14 protein-coding genes are annotated in these 14,748 nt (G+C 68.0%); 7 read left to right on the forward strand and 7 right to left on the reverse strand.

The annotated features are described in order from the left end of the window. Positions 1 to 390, reverse strand: a complete 390-nt coding sequence (locus RZE77_RS16395; RefSeq protein WP_319438356.1) for a YgiW/YdeI family stress tolerance OB fold protein — start codon at positions 388 to 390, stop codon at positions 1 to 3. 100 nt (positions 391 to 490) lie between these two features. Next, positions 491 to 4,009 carry a DNA polymerase III subunit alpha gene (gene dnaE / locus RZE77_RS16400; RefSeq protein ID WP_319438357.1) on the reverse strand — a complete coding sequence of 1,173 codons (3,519 nt, stop codon included), beginning with the start codon at positions 4,007 to 4,009 and terminating at the stop codon, positions 491 to 493. A gap of 61 nt (positions 4,010 to 4,070) precedes the next feature. Here dnaE and RZE77_RS16405 point away from each other — a divergent pair, with 61 nt between their 5' ends. Beyond that, complete coding sequence (locus RZE77_RS16405; RefSeq protein WP_319438358.1) at positions 4,071 to 4,862, forward strand: sulfurtransferase; 792 nt, start codon at positions 4,071 to 4,073, stop codon at positions 4,860 to 4,862. Between the two features lie 31 nt (positions 4,863 to 4,893). Here RZE77_RS16405 and RZE77_RS16410 read toward each other — a convergent pair whose 3' ends face one another. The 4 genes from RZE77_RS16410 to RZE77_RS16425 all read right to left on the reverse strand — a co-directional run bounded on the left by RZE77_RS16410 (position 4,894) and on the right by RZE77_RS16425 (position 7,780). Continuing rightward, complete coding sequence (locus RZE77_RS16410; protein ID WP_319438359.1) at positions 4,894 to 5,817, reverse strand: pirin family protein; 924 nt, start codon at positions 5,815 to 5,817, stop codon at positions 4,894 to 4,896. 139 nt (positions 5,818 to 5,956) lie between these two features. Next, entirely contained in the window at positions 5,957 to 6,508 is a 552-nt protein-coding gene (locus RZE77_RS16415) for a flavodoxin family protein (RefSeq protein WP_319438360.1), read from the reverse strand. 57 nt (positions 6,509 to 6,565) lie between these two features. Then, positions 6,566 to 7,003, reverse strand: a complete 438-nt coding sequence (locus RZE77_RS16420; protein ID WP_319438361.1) for a DoxX family protein — start codon at positions 7,001 to 7,003, stop codon at positions 6,566 to 6,568. Positions 7,004 to 7,078: 75 nt separating this feature from the next. Continuing rightward, positions 7,079 to 7,780 carry a pirin family protein gene (locus tag RZE77_RS16425; protein WP_319438362.1) on the reverse strand — a complete coding sequence of 234 codons (702 nt, stop codon included), beginning with the start codon at positions 7,778 to 7,780 and terminating at the stop codon, positions 7,079 to 7,081. Between the two features lie 176 nt (positions 7,781 to 7,956). On the opposite strand from RZE77_RS16425, the gene RZE77_RS16430 reads away from it, so the two are divergent. The 5 genes from RZE77_RS16430 (at position 7,957) to RZE77_RS16450 (ending at position 13,324) form a co-directional block, all read left to right on the forward strand. Next, on the forward strand, positions 7,957 to 8,910 hold the full coding sequence (locus tag RZE77_RS16430) for a LysR family transcriptional regulator (protein WP_319438363.1): 954 nt from the start codon (positions 7,957 to 7,959) through the stop codon (positions 8,908 to 8,910). A gap of 385 nt (positions 8,911 to 9,295) precedes the next feature. Then, positions 9,296 to 10,378 carry an NAD(P)/FAD-dependent oxidoreductase gene (locus RZE77_RS16435; protein WP_319438364.1) on the forward strand — a complete coding sequence of 361 codons (1,083 nt, stop codon included), beginning with the start codon at positions 9,296 to 9,298 and terminating at the stop codon, positions 10,376 to 10,378. 7 nt (positions 10,379 to 10,385) lie between these two features. Beyond that, positions 10,386 to 11,309, forward strand: coding sequence for a tRNA glutamyl-Q(34) synthetase GluQRS (gluQRS, locus tag RZE77_RS16440; protein WP_319438365.1), 924 nt, complete (start codon positions 10,386 to 10,388; stop codon positions 11,307 to 11,309). Then, on the forward strand, positions 11,309 to 12,064 hold the full coding sequence (trmB, locus tag RZE77_RS16445) for a tRNA (guanosine(46)-N7)-methyltransferase TrmB (protein WP_319438366.1): 756 nt from the start codon (positions 11,309 to 11,311) through the stop codon (positions 12,062 to 12,064). Before gluQRS ends, trmB begins: the two co-directional genes overlap by 1 nt. A 96-nt stretch (positions 12,065 to 12,160) precedes the next feature. Next, on the forward strand, positions 12,161 to 13,324 hold the full coding sequence (locus RZE77_RS16450; RefSeq protein WP_319438367.1) for an ABC transporter substrate-binding protein: 1,164 nt from the start codon (positions 12,161 to 12,163) through the stop codon (positions 13,322 to 13,324). 4 nt (positions 13,325 to 13,328) lie between these two features. On the opposite strand, the gene RZE77_RS16455 is transcribed toward RZE77_RS16450, so the two are convergent. After that, positions 13,329 to 14,048, reverse strand: coding sequence for a Crp/Fnr family transcriptional regulator (locus RZE77_RS16455; protein WP_319438368.1), 720 nt, complete (start codon positions 14,046 to 14,048; stop codon positions 13,329 to 13,331). Positions 14,049 to 14,150: 102 nt separating this feature from the next. Here RZE77_RS16455 and RZE77_RS16460 point away from each other — a divergent pair, with 102 nt between their 5' ends. Beyond that, complete coding sequence (locus RZE77_RS16460) at positions 14,151 to 14,741, forward strand: HD domain-containing protein (RefSeq protein ID WP_319438369.1); 591 nt, start codon at positions 14,151 to 14,153, stop codon at positions 14,739 to 14,741. Positions 14,742 to 14,748 lie beyond the last annotated feature (7 nt).

Genomic DNA, 14,748 nt, shown 5'->3' on the forward strand with positions numbered 1-14,748 from the left:
CTACCTTGCCGCAGCGACGACGCTCAGCCGCTTGACGTCGAGTTCGGCCTTGTTGCCCACGAGGTCCTTGTCGAACTCGCCCGAGATCTCGACGCGCACCTTGTCGTCGATCTTCACGCCCGGCGGGAAGTGCTTGGCATCGATCTCCACCTTCATGCGGCCGGTGTCGTCGGCAAAGGTGTAGTGCCCGCCGCCATCGTGCGAGACGATGAAGCCGCGCAGCGTGGCGTGCTGGTCGTCCTTGCCGGTGTCGAGCAGTTGCTTGACGGTCATTGCCGGCACGCTGCTCGGGCCCGCGTACTGCGCGAACGCCGACGACAAGGGCAGCGCCAGTGCAAGCGACATGCCGAGGGCCAGCGCGGTTTTCTTCAGGGTCTTGGGATGGGGCATGGCGATCGTTCCTCCTTCGAACGGGCGGGTCAAAGAAAGATGGACAGCCCGAGCCGCCGATTGTTCCCGCTGGAGGAACGTTCGGCGCCCCTGGCTGCGCTCACTCGTAGACGACCGAGGCCTTGCCGGCGTCCGCCTGCGCCGTCCAGCTCGCGAGCGCGGCGTCGGTCGGGAAGAACTTGGCGCGCTCCCCGAGCTGCAGCTCGACCTGCGCGCCGCCGCGCGCCATCGACAGGCGCACCGGCAGCCCCTGCACGAGGTCGCCGTGCTCGCTCTGCTCGGTGCGCGGCGGAAAGTCTTTCACCAGGCGCGCGATGTCGGGTGCCTTGCCATTGACCGCCACGCGCAGGAATTTTCCGAAGCGGCAGCGCGCGGTGGCCAGGTCCCACACCTGCTGCACCTGGAAGCGGGCCTCGAAGCCGCCGCGGCCCGGCTGCAGCCGGCCGCTCACGATCACCAGTTCGTCGTCCTTCAGGGTGTTGCGGTTCGCGTTGATCAGCGCCTCGTCGGCGGTGGCGTCGATGGCATCGGACTTGTCGTCGAGCTTGAAGATCGCCAGCCGGCCGCGCTGGCCGTTGATCACGCGGAAATCGCTCACGATGCCCGCGATCACCTGCTGTTCGCGCGTGTCCATCAGGTCGCCGATCTCGCGCTTGCAGAAGCGCCGCACCTCGTGCGCCACCTCGTCGAACAAGTGGCCCGAAAGATAGAAGCCGACGGCCGTCTTCTCGAAGGTGAGCCGCTCCTTCACGCCCCAGGGCGTGGCGTCGACCAGTTCGGGCTCCTGCGTGGCCGAGCCGTGCTCGCTGTCGCCGAAGATGTCGACCTGCGCGGCATTGGCCTCGGTGGCGGCTGCGAACTCAAAGGCGCGGTCGACCGAGGCGATGAGCGAGGCGCGGTTCTGCTGGATCGCGTCGAAGGCACCGGCCTTGATGAGCGCCTCGACCGTGCGCTTGTTGATGCGCTGGCGGTCGATGCGCACGCAGAAGTCGAACAGGCTCTTGAACGGCCCGCCCTCCTCGCGTGCGCGCACCACGGCCTCGACCGCGAGCTGGCCCGTGCCCTTGACGGCCCCCAGGCCATAGCGGATCACCTTGTCGGTGACCGGCTCGAAGCGGTAGTTGCCGCGGTTCACGTCCGGCGGTTCGAAGGTGATGCCGAAGTTCTTCTGCGCGTCCTCGAACAGCACCTTGAGCTTGTCGGTGTCGTCCATTTCCACGGTCATGTTGGCGCAGAAGAACTCGGCGGTGTAGTGGACCTTGAGCCAGCCCGTGTGGTACGCCAGCAGCGAGTAGGCGGCGGCGTGCGACTTGTTGAAGCCGTAGCCCGCGAACTTCTCCATCAGGTCGAAGATCTCGTCGGCCTTGTCCTGGGGAATGCCGTGCGTCTTGAGCGCGCCCGCGCGGAATTTCTCGCGGTGCTCGGCCATCTCCTCGAGCTTTTTCTTGCCCATGGCGCGGCGCAGCAGGTCGGCGCCGCCGAGCGAGTAGCCGCCCAGGATCTGCGCGGTCTGCATCACCTGCTCCTGGTAGACCATGATCCCGTAGGTCTCGGAGAGCATCTCGGCCACGGCCGGGTGCGGGTACTCCACCTCTTCGCGGCCATGCTTGCGCGCCACGAAGCTCGGGATCAGGTCCATCGGGCCCGGACGGTACAGCGCGTTGAGCGCGATCAGGTCTTCCAGCCGCGTCGGCCGCGCATCCTTCAGCATGCCCTGCATGCCGCGGCTTTCGAACTGGAACACCGCCTCCGTCTTGCCCTCGGAGAACAGCTTGTAGGTCTCGCGGTCGTCGAGCTTGATGTTCTCGTAGGCGAAGTTCTCCTGGCCCTTGTGGCGCTTGACGATGAACTCTTTCGCGATCTCGAGGATCGTGAGCGTGGCCAGGCCCAAAAAGTCGAACTTCACGAGGCCGATGGCCTCCACGTCGTCCTTGTCGTACTGGCTCACGGCCGAGTCGCTGCCGGGCTGCTGGTAGAGCGGGCAGAAATCGGTGAGCTTGCCGGGCGCAATCAGCACACCGCCCGCGTGCATGCCGATGTTGCGCGTCATGCCTTCGAGCTTCTGCGCGAGCTCGACCAGCATGCGCACTTCTTCTTCCTTCTCGATGCGCGCCGCGAGCTGCGGCTCCATCTCGATGGCGTAGTTGTTCTTGTCGCCTTCCACCTTCGGGTCCGGCGGATATTGGATGGTGACGGGCTGGCCCGGCTTGTTGGGAATGAGCTTGCTGATGCCGTCGCAGAACATGTAGCTCATGTCGAGCACGCGGCCCACGTCGCGGATGGCGGCGCGCGCGGCCATCGTTCCGAAGGTGGCGATCTGGCTCACGGCGTCGCGGCCGTACTTGTCCTTGACGTAGTCGATCACGCGGTCGCGGTTGCCCTGGCAGAAGTCGATGTCGAAGTCGGGCATCGAGACGCGCTCGGGGTTCAGGAAACGTTCGAACAGCAGCTTGTATTCGAGCGGATCGAGGTCGGTGATCTTCAGCGCATAGGCCACCAGCGAGCCCGCGCCCGAGCCCCGGCCCGGCCCCACCGGGCAGCCGTTGTTCTTGGCCCACTTGATGAAGTCGCCCACGATCAGGAAGTAGCCGGGGAAGCCCATGTTCAGGATCGTGTTGATCTCGAACTCCAGCCGCTCCACATAGCGCGGCCGCTCGGCGTCGCGCCGGGCCGGGTCGGGGTAGAGGTGCGCCAGGCGTTCTTCCAGGCCCAGGAAGGACTCCTGGCGGAAGAACTCGTCGATCGGCATGCGCACGCCTTCGTTGATGAAGGGCGTCGGAAAGTCGGGCAGCTGCGGCTTGCCGAGCACCAGCGTGAGGTTGCAGCGCTTGGCGATCTCGACCGTGTTGGCCAGCGCGCTCGGCACGTCGGCAAAGAGTGCCTGCATCTCGGCGCTCGACTTGAAGTACTGCTCCTCGGTGAACTTGCGCACACGGCGCGGGTTGCCGAGGATTTCGCCTTCCGAGATGCAGACGCGCGCCTCGTGCGCCTCGTAGTCCTGGCGTTCGGCAAACTGCACCGGGTGCGTGGCGACCACCGGCAGGCGCAGCCGGGCCGCAAGCTTCACGGCGGCAATCACGTGCGGCTCGTCCTCGGGGCGGCCCGCGCGCTGCAGCTCGATGTAGAAGCGATGCGGGAACATGCCCGCCAGTTGCAGCGCCAGCTCGGCGGCGCGCTCTTCCTGCCCCTGCAGCAGCGGTGCGCCCAGCGGGCCGGCCTGCGCGCCCGAAAGCGCAATGAGCCCGCCCTGCAGCTCCTGGAGCCATTCGAGCTTGCAGGCCGCCTGCGACTGGCCGCGGCCCACGTTCTGCGTCCAGGCGCGTGCGAGCAGCTCGGACAGGTGCAGGTAGCCCTCCATGTTCTGCACCAGCAGCACGATGCGGGTGAGCACGCCGGGCTCCTTGCCCAGGCCTTCGATGAAGATTTCAGCGCCGATGACCGGCTTGACGCCCTTGCTCCGCCCCTGCTTGTAGAACTTGACCGCCCCGAACAGGTTGTTCAGGTCGGTGATGGCCAGTGCGGGCTGCTTGTCGGCAGCGGCGGCCTTGACGACTTCGTCGATTCGGTTGGTGCCGTCGACGACGGAAAACTCGGTGTGCAGGCGCAGGTGAACAAACATCCGCCCATTGTAGAAACCGGCACTCCACGATGTGGGTTGGCAATCCCTACAATCGCCCCCCGTGCAAGAGATTTTGAATATCGCGGCCTACAAGTTCGTGGCCATCGACGACAGCCCCGTGCTGCGCGAAGACCTGCGCGGGCGCGCCCAGGCCCTGGGCCTCATGGGCACCATCCTGCTGGCGCCCGAGGGCATCAACCTGTTCCTGGCGGGGCTGCCCGACGCCGTGCGCAGCTTCGTGGCCGGCCTGCGCGCCGATGCGCGCTTCGCCGACCTCGAGACCAAGGAAAGCTGGTCCGCCGCGCAGCCCTTCCGCCGCATGCTCGTGAAGCTCAAGCGCGAGATCATCCGCATGGACCACCCGGCCATCCAGCCGGCAGCAGGCCGGGCGCCGGGCGTGGACGCCCCCACGCTCAAGCGCTGGCTCGACCAGGGCCATGACGACGAAGGCCGGGAAATCGCGCTGCTCGACACGCGCAACGACTTCGAGGTCGACGAAGGCAGCTTCGACGGCGCAATCGACTGGCGCATCACCAAGTTCACCGAATTCCCGCCCGCGCTCAAGGCGCACCGCGCCGATTTCGCGGGCAAGACGGTGGTGAGCTTCTGCACCGGCGGCATCCGCTGCGAGAAGGCCGCCATCCTGATGCGCGAAGAAGGCATCGAGAACGTGCTGCAGCTCGAAGGCGGCATCCTCAAATATTTCGAAGAGGTCGGCGGCGCGCACTACCACGGCGACTGCTTCGTGTTCGACGGCCGGCGCGCGCTGGCGCCCGACCTGAGCGCGCGTGCGGCCGATGCCAGTGCGCGTGCGGCGGAAGACGTCGACCTCGGCAGCGGCCTGAAAAAATAGCCGGCGGATTGCCGGCCACGCGCTTTGGAGATCAGACCGGCGTCGTGCCCACGTCGGGCTCGCGCACGCCAAAGGGCTTGCCGGGCAGCGGAATGAATTCGGTCTCGCCAGGCACATGCCCCATGCGCTGCGCAGCCCAGTCGGAACCGGCTTCGAGGATGCGCTCGCGCCGGCTCGAGACAAAGTTCCAGGTGATGTAGCGCGGGCCGTCGAGCGGCTCGCCGCCGATCACCATCAGGCGTGCGGCGCTGTCGCAAGCCAGTACCGCGCCTTGGCCGTCGGGCAGAACCGCCATCGTGTGCGCGGAAATCGCTTCGCCGTTGACGCTCGCATCGGCATCGACAACGTAGACGGCCAGTTCGGGAGCCAGCGCGGGCAGCTCGAAGCGGCCGCCCGCGGGCAATGCGATGTCGAGGTAGATCGTCTGCGAGAGCGTCTTCACGGGTGAACGCACGCCAAAGGCCTCGCCCACCAGCACGCGCACCGCCACGCCCTGCTCCACCACCTCGGGAATGGCGCTGGCCGGCGTGTGCTCGAAGCTCGGCTCGGTTTCTTCATGCGCCTGCGGCAAGGCAGCCCAGAGCTGCAGCCCGTGGTTCACGTAGGTGTCGGCCTTGAGGCGCTCGGGCTTGCGCTCGGAGTGCACGATGCCGCGCCCCGCGGTCATCCAGTTGATCGCGCCGGGCAGGATCTCCTGCACGCTGCCGAGGCTGTCGCGATGCATCATCGCGCCCTCGAAAAGATAGGTGACCGTGGACAGGCCGATGTGCGGATGCGGCCGCACGTCGTGCGCCGTGCCGGGCTGCTCGGTGGCCGGGCCGAAGTGGTCGAAGAACACGAACGGGCCCACCGAACGGCGCTGCGCCGCGGGCAGCAGGCGCCGCACCTTGAAGCCGCCGCCCAGGTCCTTGTCGTGTGGTTGAAGCAATTGGGTCTGTGCGGCGGTATCGGTCATCGGGGGCTCCGTTGTTTGTCAGCTTCGTCACTGTCTTTTCGTGGGACACCGTGGAACCGGCTTTGCCGGGCCACTGGTGTCGCCCCCTGAAAGGGGGTTGGCGAAGCGACACGAAGTGCGCGAAGACTGGGGGTAAGTTCTAGACTCGCGATCTTGCCACTGCGGCAATGCGTTCGCCAAAGGCGCGCGCGGTGTCGAAGTCGCCCTTGAACATCTCGGCCGGGCTCGCGTCCGAAGGCGATTGCGTCAGCAGGCCGCCGTAGCCGCCCACGTAGTTCATCGAGTCGCGCGTGGCCGCCTTGTTGTTGGTCGGCAGGATGCCCATGCTGACCCAGAGGCCGCTGTGCTGCATTGCAAGCGTCCACAGGTAGGCAATGGTCGCGACCTTGTCGCCGTTCATGGTGGCGCTGTTGGTGAAGCCCGCGAAGAGCTTGTCCTTCCAGCCCTGCGTGTACCAGACCTTGGACGAGGCATCGGCGAATTTCTTGAACTGCCAGCTCACGCCGCCCATGTAGGTCGGCGAGCCGAAGATGATCGCGTCGGCTGCGGCCAGCGTCTCCCAGCCGCCTTCGGGCAGGTTGCCATCGGCATCGATGGCGAGCAGCTGCGCACCTGCGCCATCGGCCACGGCTTGCGCCACGCGCTGGGTGTGGCCGTAGCCGGAATGAAACACGATGACTATGTTGGGCATTGAATGATTCTCCTGAGTGGAAACGATGGCCGTCGATGCGAAGCCTTGGGGGTCAGCTTACTTCCTGTCGATGCTGAAACGGCCGGCACCGAAGGCGACAAAGGCGAGCAAGCCGCCGGCGACGGCGATGTTCTTGAAGAACATCAGCTGGTTCACGAAGGCCTTGTCGGCGGGCATGCTCCAGTAGTTGTGGAACAGCACGGATGCCGCCACGGTGAACACCGCCAGCACGACGGCCGACAGGCGCGTCTTGAAGCCGACGAGCAGCATCAGGCCCAGGCCCAGCTCCACGATGATTGCGATGGCTGCAGCAACTTGCGGCAGCGGTGCGCCGACGGACGAGATGTAACCCACCGTGCCGGCAAAGCCCATGAGCTTGCTGAAACCGGCTGGCACGAACAAGAGTGCGATCAGGACGCGGCCGACCAGTGCCAGCGTGTCCTGGGCAGCGGTGGGGGTGGTGGTGGCGGTTGCGTTGAATGCAGTGGTTGTCATGATGAAACTCCTCGGTTGTTGAATTGAAAGAAAGAGACGGAAAACGGGGAAAAAAGAGAGCGCCTTCTCAGGACCTCAGGACGCCAGGTCGAACACCAGCACTTCGGCATCCTTGCCGGCGCCGAGCGTGAGCTGCGATTCGCCCTGGAGCATCGCGGCGTCGCCGCCCGCGAGCTTCTGGCCATTGACTTCGAGTTCGCCGCGCACCAGGTGCACGTAGCTCTTGCGCTCGGGGTCGAGCGCCAGGCTGGCCTTCTCGTCGCCGTCGAGCAGGCCTGCGAAGAGGCGCGCATCGGCATGCACCGTGACCGAGCCGTCGGCACCGTCGGGCGAAGCCACCAGGCGCAGCTTGCCGCGCTTTTCGGCGTCGCTGAACTTCTTCTGCTCGTAGCCGGGCGCAATGCCGCGCACGTTCGGCTCGATCCAGATCTGCAGGAAGTGCGTGGTCTCGTCGGCCTTGTGGTTGAACTCGCTGTGCATCACGCCGCGGCCCGCGCTCATGCGCTGCACGTCGCCCGGCGGGATGGATTCCACGTTGCCCATGCTGTCCTTGTGCGCCAGTTCGCCCGACAGCACGTAGCTGATGATCTCCATGTCCTTGTGGCCATGGGTGCCGAAGCCGGCGCCCGCGGCCACGCGGTCTTCGTTGATCACCCGCAGGTTGCCGAAACCCATGTGGGCCGGGTCGTAGTAGCCGGCAAAGGAAAAGCTGTGGAACGAGCGCAGCCAGCCATGGTCGGCATAACCGCGTTCCTGTGATTTACGGACTTGCAACATCGTCAGACTCCTTCGGCCCTGCCCCGTGGGGATGCTCGGGCCTTCTTCGTATGCCGCGCCGGATGCGCAGCGGATGTGAAGAACTTTAGGCCCGCACCCCATCAGTAAAAGCGCCGGGTTTTGATGGCATCATTCAAATTTTTTGATCGATCGATCCACCGGTCGAAGGAGCCGCCATGCCCAGCGCCAGAGACGTACTGACCCCCGATGCGCTCGCCATGCTGCAGACCGTGGCGAGCACCGGCAGCTTTGCCGGCGCGGCGCGCGCGCTCAACCTCGTGCCCAGCGCGCTCAGCTACCGCGTGCGCCAGATCGAGGACGCGCTCGACGTGCTGCTGTTCGACCGCAGCGCGCGCCAGGCGCGCATCACCGAGGCCGGCGCCGAGCTGCTGCGCGAGGCGGCGCGGCTGCTCGGCGAGATCGATGCGGTGGCCAACCGCGTCAAGCGCGTGGCCACCGGCTGGGAGCCGATGCTCACCATCGCGGTCGACAGCGTGATCGCGCGCGACCCGCTACTCGACCTGGCCACGGCCTTCTTCGCGCTCGATCCGCCCACGCGGCTCAAGCTGCGCGACGAAACCCTGCTCGGCACCATCGAGGCGCTGACCAGCGGCGAGGCCGACCTGGCCATCGGCGCGGTGCTCGACGCCGCGAGCCTGGCCTTCACCGCCACCGGCATCCGCAGCCGGCCGATCGGCGAGCTGTGCTTTGTCTATGCCGTGGCGCCGCACCATCCGCTCGCGCGCCTGCCCGAGCCATTGACCGATGTGGTGCTGCGCCAGCATCGCGCGGTGGCGGCGGCCGACTCGGTGCGCAGCGGGCCGAGCATGACGGTCAACCTGGTCGGCGGACAGGACGTGCTCACGGTGCCGAGCATGCAGGCCAAGCTGAACGCGCAGCTGCACGGGCTGGGCGGCGGCTTCCTGCCCGAGCCGATGGCGCGGCCCTACATCGAGGCCGGCCACCTGGTCGAGCGCAAGACCGAACGCCAGCCGCCGCTCGCGACCATGCACTGCGCCTGGCGCGTGCGCAGCGCGGGCGGACCGGGCCGCGCACTCGAATGGTGGCTCGCGCAGTTCGAGCACGAGGCCACGCGGCGCGCTTTGCTTGAACGGCATCGCGGGCGTTGACTCGGTGCGGGTACGTTCGGGTGCATTGTTCGGGTCGCTGCTGTTCAGGGCGCGCTCCCGCCGACGGGGTACCTTGCTCCGCGAATGTCCCCCGCCCTTCGGGCTCCTCCTTTATTTCGCTGCGCAAGGCACCCCATCGACGTGATCGTTGGAAAGAGCGGTCGTTGATCCGCCAGCACAAGCGCGGCGCTTGTCGTGCACAGGGCATCGGGTGCTCCCCGCAGCGAAATAAAGGAGGAGCCGAAGGCGGGGGACATTCGCGGAGGGGAGTACCCGGTGGCCTGTGCACGCACCCCGAACAGGACGCGTCCTCCAGCCCCGCTCCCGGACCGATGTAGAGTCCGGACACATCCATCCGTCTCCGTACACAAGAAAAGAGTCCCTCATGACCACTCGCGCAACTGCAAAGGCGGCCGACCGCCACCGAACCCCCGCCGCTCCACGCCACTACGCCGTCGTCGGCGCCGGCATTGCCGGAGTCGCCTGCGCCCGGACGCTGGTGCAGGCCGGCCACAAGGTCACGGTGTTCGAACGCGAGGCCGCGGCCGGCGGGCGCATGGCGAGCGTCGACACCGCCTTTGGCCGCTTCGACAGCGGCGCACAGTACTTCACCGTGCGCGATCCACGCTTTGCGCTGGCGCTGGAAGCCACGCCCAGCCTCTGCCGCCCCTGGAGCGCCAACCTCGTGCGCGTGCTCGATGCGCACGGCCGCGTGGCCGAGGCCGCATTGCCCGGGCGCGAATCGCACTGGGTGGCCCAGCCGGGCATGGACGCCCTGGTGGCCCACTGGGCCGCGCCGCTGGGCGACAGCCTCGTGCTCGACACGCAGGTCACGCAGATCGAACCCGATGCGCTCGACGCCAAGCGCTGGCAGCTGCGCACCGCCGGTGAAGACGATTCGCAGCACGTGTACTCGGGCTTCGACGCCGTGCTGCTGGCCGTGCCCCCCTCGCGCACGCGCGCGCTGCTGGGCGACGGCAAGCTCTCGGCCGCCATCAGCCAGAAGATCGAGCCGGTGCGCATCGCGCCGTGCTGGACGCTGATGATCGCCTTCCCGCAGGCCAACCAGGCCAACATGTCGCACCTCGGCCCGCAATGGAATGCGGCGCGCAGCACCCACCACCGCGTGGCATGGCTCGCGCGCGAGTCGTCCAAGCCCGGCCGCGAACGCGTCGAGCGCTGGACGCTGCAGGCCAGCGCAACTTGGTCGCAGGAGCACCTGCGCGACGATGCCGCGCGCGTCGAGGCCAAGCTGCTGCGCGCCTTCGCCGAGATCACCGGCATCCATGCCGCGCCCACGCACGCCCGGGCACGCTGCTGGCCCGAAGCGCAGACCCAGGTTCCAGTGGGCAAGAGCCACCTGTGGGACGCCAAGGCGCGCATCGGCGTAGCCGGCGACTGGTGCACCGGGCACCGGGTCGAAGACGCGTTCCTCTCGGGCCTTTCGCTGGCGCTTGCAGTGATCTGATCCGCGGATGCGGGAGACCGGCCGTTTCGCGCCCTCGCCCACCGGCCCGCTGCATGCCGGCTCGCTGGTGGCTGCGCTCGCAAGCTGGCTCGACGTGCGCGCGCGCGGCCCTCAGGCGCGCTGGCTGGTCCGCATAGAGGACGCCGACACCGAACGCTGCCTGCCCGGCATGGGCGAGCACATCCTCCGGCAGCTGGCCGACTGCGGCCTGCTGCCCGACGAAACGCCGGTATGGCAGACGCAGCGCACCGAGCGCTACGAAGCCGCGCTGGCAAGGCTGCAGGGCCTCGGCCTTGCCTACCCCTGCGGCTGTTCGCGCAAGGACATCGACGAGGCGCTCGCCCGGCTCGGCCGGCCGCACACGCGCCATGGCGAGCGGGTCTACCCCGGCACCTGCCGCGATGGATTGCATGGCAAGCCCGCACGCGCCTGGCGCTTTGCCACCGAGAAATTCGAATCCGCCCAGCCGGCGCTTGCCTCCGGCGAACTCTGCTGGACCGACCGCCGCCTCGGCCGCCAGTGCCAGGACGTGAGCCGCGAAGTCGGCGACTTCGTGCTGCGCCGCGCCGACGGCCCGTGGGCCTACCAGCTTGCGGTGGTGATCGACGACGCGGAACAGGGCGTGACCGACGTGGTGCGGGGCGAGGACCTGGCCGACAACACCGCGCGCCAGATCCTGCTGCAGCGCGCGCTCGGCCTGCCCACCCCCGGCTACCTGCACACGCCGCTGGTGCGCGGCGCCGACGGCGACAAGCTCTCCAAGCAGAACGGCGCCACCGCCATCGACACCGCCACGCCCGAGGCTGCGCTGGCGGCCCTCGACGCGGCCGCGCGCGTGCTCGGGTTGCGCGGCACCACGGCCGCTTCCTGCGCACCTGCATTGGCCGGCTGGGTGCCCGAATGGCGCGATCTCTACAATTCGCGGCCGTAATGACCTCTTCCGACACCGTGCCCCACGATTCCACGCCCAGCGACGACGACGACGCGGCCGACGACAACAGCAACAAGCCGCATCCGCTGCACCGCCGTCTCAAGAGCTTCGTGAAGCGCGCGGGCCGCACCACCGACGGCCAGGCGCGCGCCTTTGCCGAGCTGGGCCCGCTGTTCCTCATCCCCTACAAGCCGGAGCCGCTCGACCTCACGGCGGCCTTCGGCGGCCGCGCCGGCCCGACCGTGCTCGAGATCGGCTTTGGCATGGGCGAGGCCACCGCGCACATCGCCACCGTGCTGCCCGAGACCAATTTCCTGTGCTGCGAAGTGCACGAGCCCGGCGTGGGCGCGCTGCTCAAGCGCATCGGCGAGCAGTCGATCACCAACATCCGCATCTGCGCGCACGATGCGGTCGACGTGCTCGACCACATGCTGCAGCCCGGCTCGCTGGCGGGCGTGCATGTGTTCTTTCCCGATCCCTGGCACAAGAAGCGCCACAACAAGCGCCGCCTGATCCAGCCCGAGTTCGTGAAGAAGCTCGCCGAGCACCTGCAGCCGGGCGGCTACATCCACTGCGCCACCGACTGGCAGCCCTACGCGGAGCAGATGCTCGAGGTGCTGTCCGCCGAGCCGCTGCTGCGCAACACGGCCGAAGGCTACGCGCCCAAGCCGGAGTACCGGCCGCTCACCAAGTTCGAGAACCGCGGCATCAAGCTGGGCCACGGCGTCTGGGACCTGGTGTTCCGGCGCGCCTGAAGCGGCTTGCGCAGCCTGCCGGCGGCGCGCGCCGCAGCCTTCCCCATGGGCACCGAACTTGCTACACTTTTTTACTACTGTTAAAAAAGGTGACCCATGGACAGTTCTCGCAGGGAATGGCTGGGCAAGGCGTGCGGGGCGCTGCTGCTGGGCGGCGGCGTTCATCTGCCGGTGCTGTCGCAATCGTCGGGCCGCGCCGCGGGCGCACGGGTGGTCGTCCTGGGCCAGTCGGTGCCGCTGACGGGCGCAGCCGGCGAGATCGGGCTGGCCTTCGCGGCCGGCGGCCGGCTCGCGGTGGCCGACTTCAACGAGCGCAATGCCGCCAGCGGCCTGCAGCTCAAGCTGCTGCAGCTCGACGACGGCTACGACGCGGGCCGGGCCGCCGCCAATGCCCGCACGCTGCTGGGCGCCGACAAGGCCGACATGCTGTTCGGCTTCGTGGGCACCGCCAGCAGCGATGCCGGGGCCAACGTGGCCGCGCAGCAGGGCAGCCTGCTGTTCGCGCCCTTTGCCGCCGCCGACGCGCTGCGCGAAGCCAGCCATCCGAACGTGTTCCACGTGCGCCCCGGCATGATCGACGAGGCGCTGAAGATCGTGCGCCAGTGCGCCACCGTGGGGCAGACGCGCATCGCGCTGGTGGGCGACGACGACGCCATGGGCCGCGCCGGCCTGGCCGCCGTCCAGCAGGCCATCTCCGAGCTGAAGCTGCCCGCGCTGGTGGCCTCGGCGATGGTGCCGGCCGGCGGCGCCGACAAGCTCGACGCGGCGCTGAAGACGGTTCTGCAGCAGACGCCGCAGGCCATCGTGCTGGTGTCGCTCTCGGGCACCACGGCCAACGCGATCCGCAAGCTGCGCAAGAGCGGCTACAGCGGCAGCTTCATGGCCTTCTCGATCGTGGGCATCGACCCGCTCTATGCCGAACTGGGCAAGGACATCGGCGGCATCGTGATCTCGCAGGTGGTGCCGTCGCCGCGGCCCTCGGCCATCCCGATCGTCAAGGAGTACCGCGCCGCGGTCGACAACTCCGACCAGACGCCCTCGTACGAAGGCCTCGAAGGCTTCATCGCAGTCAAGGTGGCGGGCGAAGCGGTGCGCCGCGCGGGCCGCGGCTTCACGACTGCGAGCCTGCAGCGCGTGATGACCGCCATGACCGACTACGACGTGGGCGGCTTCCGCGTCAACCTGCGCCCGGGCCTGCGCGATGCCTCGCGCACCATCGACCTGATCAGCATCTCGGCCGACGGGCGCGTGCTGCGCTGAGGCGCTATCCGGTGCTCACCAGCGCCTGCAGCGCATCGAGCGACCTGAGCTCGATGCGCCCGTAGCCCAGTGCGAGCACGCCCTCGCCCGCCAGCGCATTGAGCTCCTTCGAGAGCGTCTGGCGCGTGACGCCGAGCATCATCGCCAGCGCCTCCTGCGGCAGCATCAGCGTGCGGCGCAGCTGCACCGACTGCGTGGCGTCGCCGCGCGCCAGCACCAGCAGCCGGTGCGCCACGCGCGCGCGCAGGCTGCGCAGCGTGGCGTCTTCGGTCAGGCCGTAGAGCATGCGCACGCGCGCGGCCAGCATGGCGGCCATCGCGTTGGCAAAGACCACGTCGCGCATCTGCTGGGCAAAGGCCTCGGGCGGCACCACCAGCAGGTCGAGCGCCTCCAGCGCGGTGGCGTCGTGCGTGCGCGGCGAGCCATCGATCAGCGTGATCTCGCCAAACCAGTTGCCGGGCTCGAGCACCGCAAGAATGGCCTCGCGCCCGTCCTGCCGCAGCGACGAGATCTTGATCGTGCCGGCCAGAAGGCCATAGAAGCCGCCGCCCGCGGCATGGATCGGATCGCCCTGGCGGAACACCATGGCGCCGCGCCGCACGTGAATGAGTTCGCCCGCGCCCAGCAGTGCTTCGCGCTGCGCGCGCGGCATGCTGGTGAACCATGGATTGCGCTCCATCGCAGCGCGGTGCACAGGGGAAAGACGCGGTTTGGAAGGCGGCATGCGGGGGTTTACCAGAGCCTTGCATTGTCAAATTCTTGACAGTTGAACGTCAAGCCCGGGTCTACAGTGGCCGCTCCCCCCAAAGAACACGGAGACAACACGATGAGCGAACGGGCAGGTTTCAGGAGCATGCAGGAGAGCACGCGCGAAGACTGGCAACTGATCGGCGGCGAGTTCAGGCAGTTCGCGGGCGCCCTGCCCGCGCGCGTGATCAAGCACCTGCAGATCCTCGAAGGCGACTACGGCGGCTTTCCGGTCGACCGCTACACCCATTCGCTGCAGACCGCCACGCGCGCGCTGCGCGACGGCCGCGACGAGGAATACGTGGTGTGCGCGCTCCTGCACGACATCGGCGACACGCTCGGCAGCTTCAACCATCCCGACATTGCCGCGGCCATCCTCAAGCCCTTCGTGAGCGAGGCCAACCACTGGATGGTGCAGCACCACGGCATCTTCCAGGGCCACTACTTCTTCCATCACATCGGCCTGGACCGCGACATGCGCGACGGCTTCAAGGACCATCCGCACTACGAGCGCACGGCCGAGTTCTGCGCGCTCTACGACAACCCGGCCTTCGACCCCCGCGCCGAGACGCTGCCCATCGGTGAATTCGAACCCATGCTGCAGCGCCTGATGGCACAGCCGAAGCAGAGCATCTACAAGGCGGCCATGAAGGAACCGGCCGCGGTCTGACCCCCAC

It is taken from the genome of Variovorax sp. SPNA7 (assembly GCF_033807855.1).
In the GTDB taxonomy this organism is placed as follows: Bacteria; Pseudomonadota; Gammaproteobacteria; order Burkholderiales; family Burkholderiaceae_C; genus Variovorax; species Variovorax beijingensis.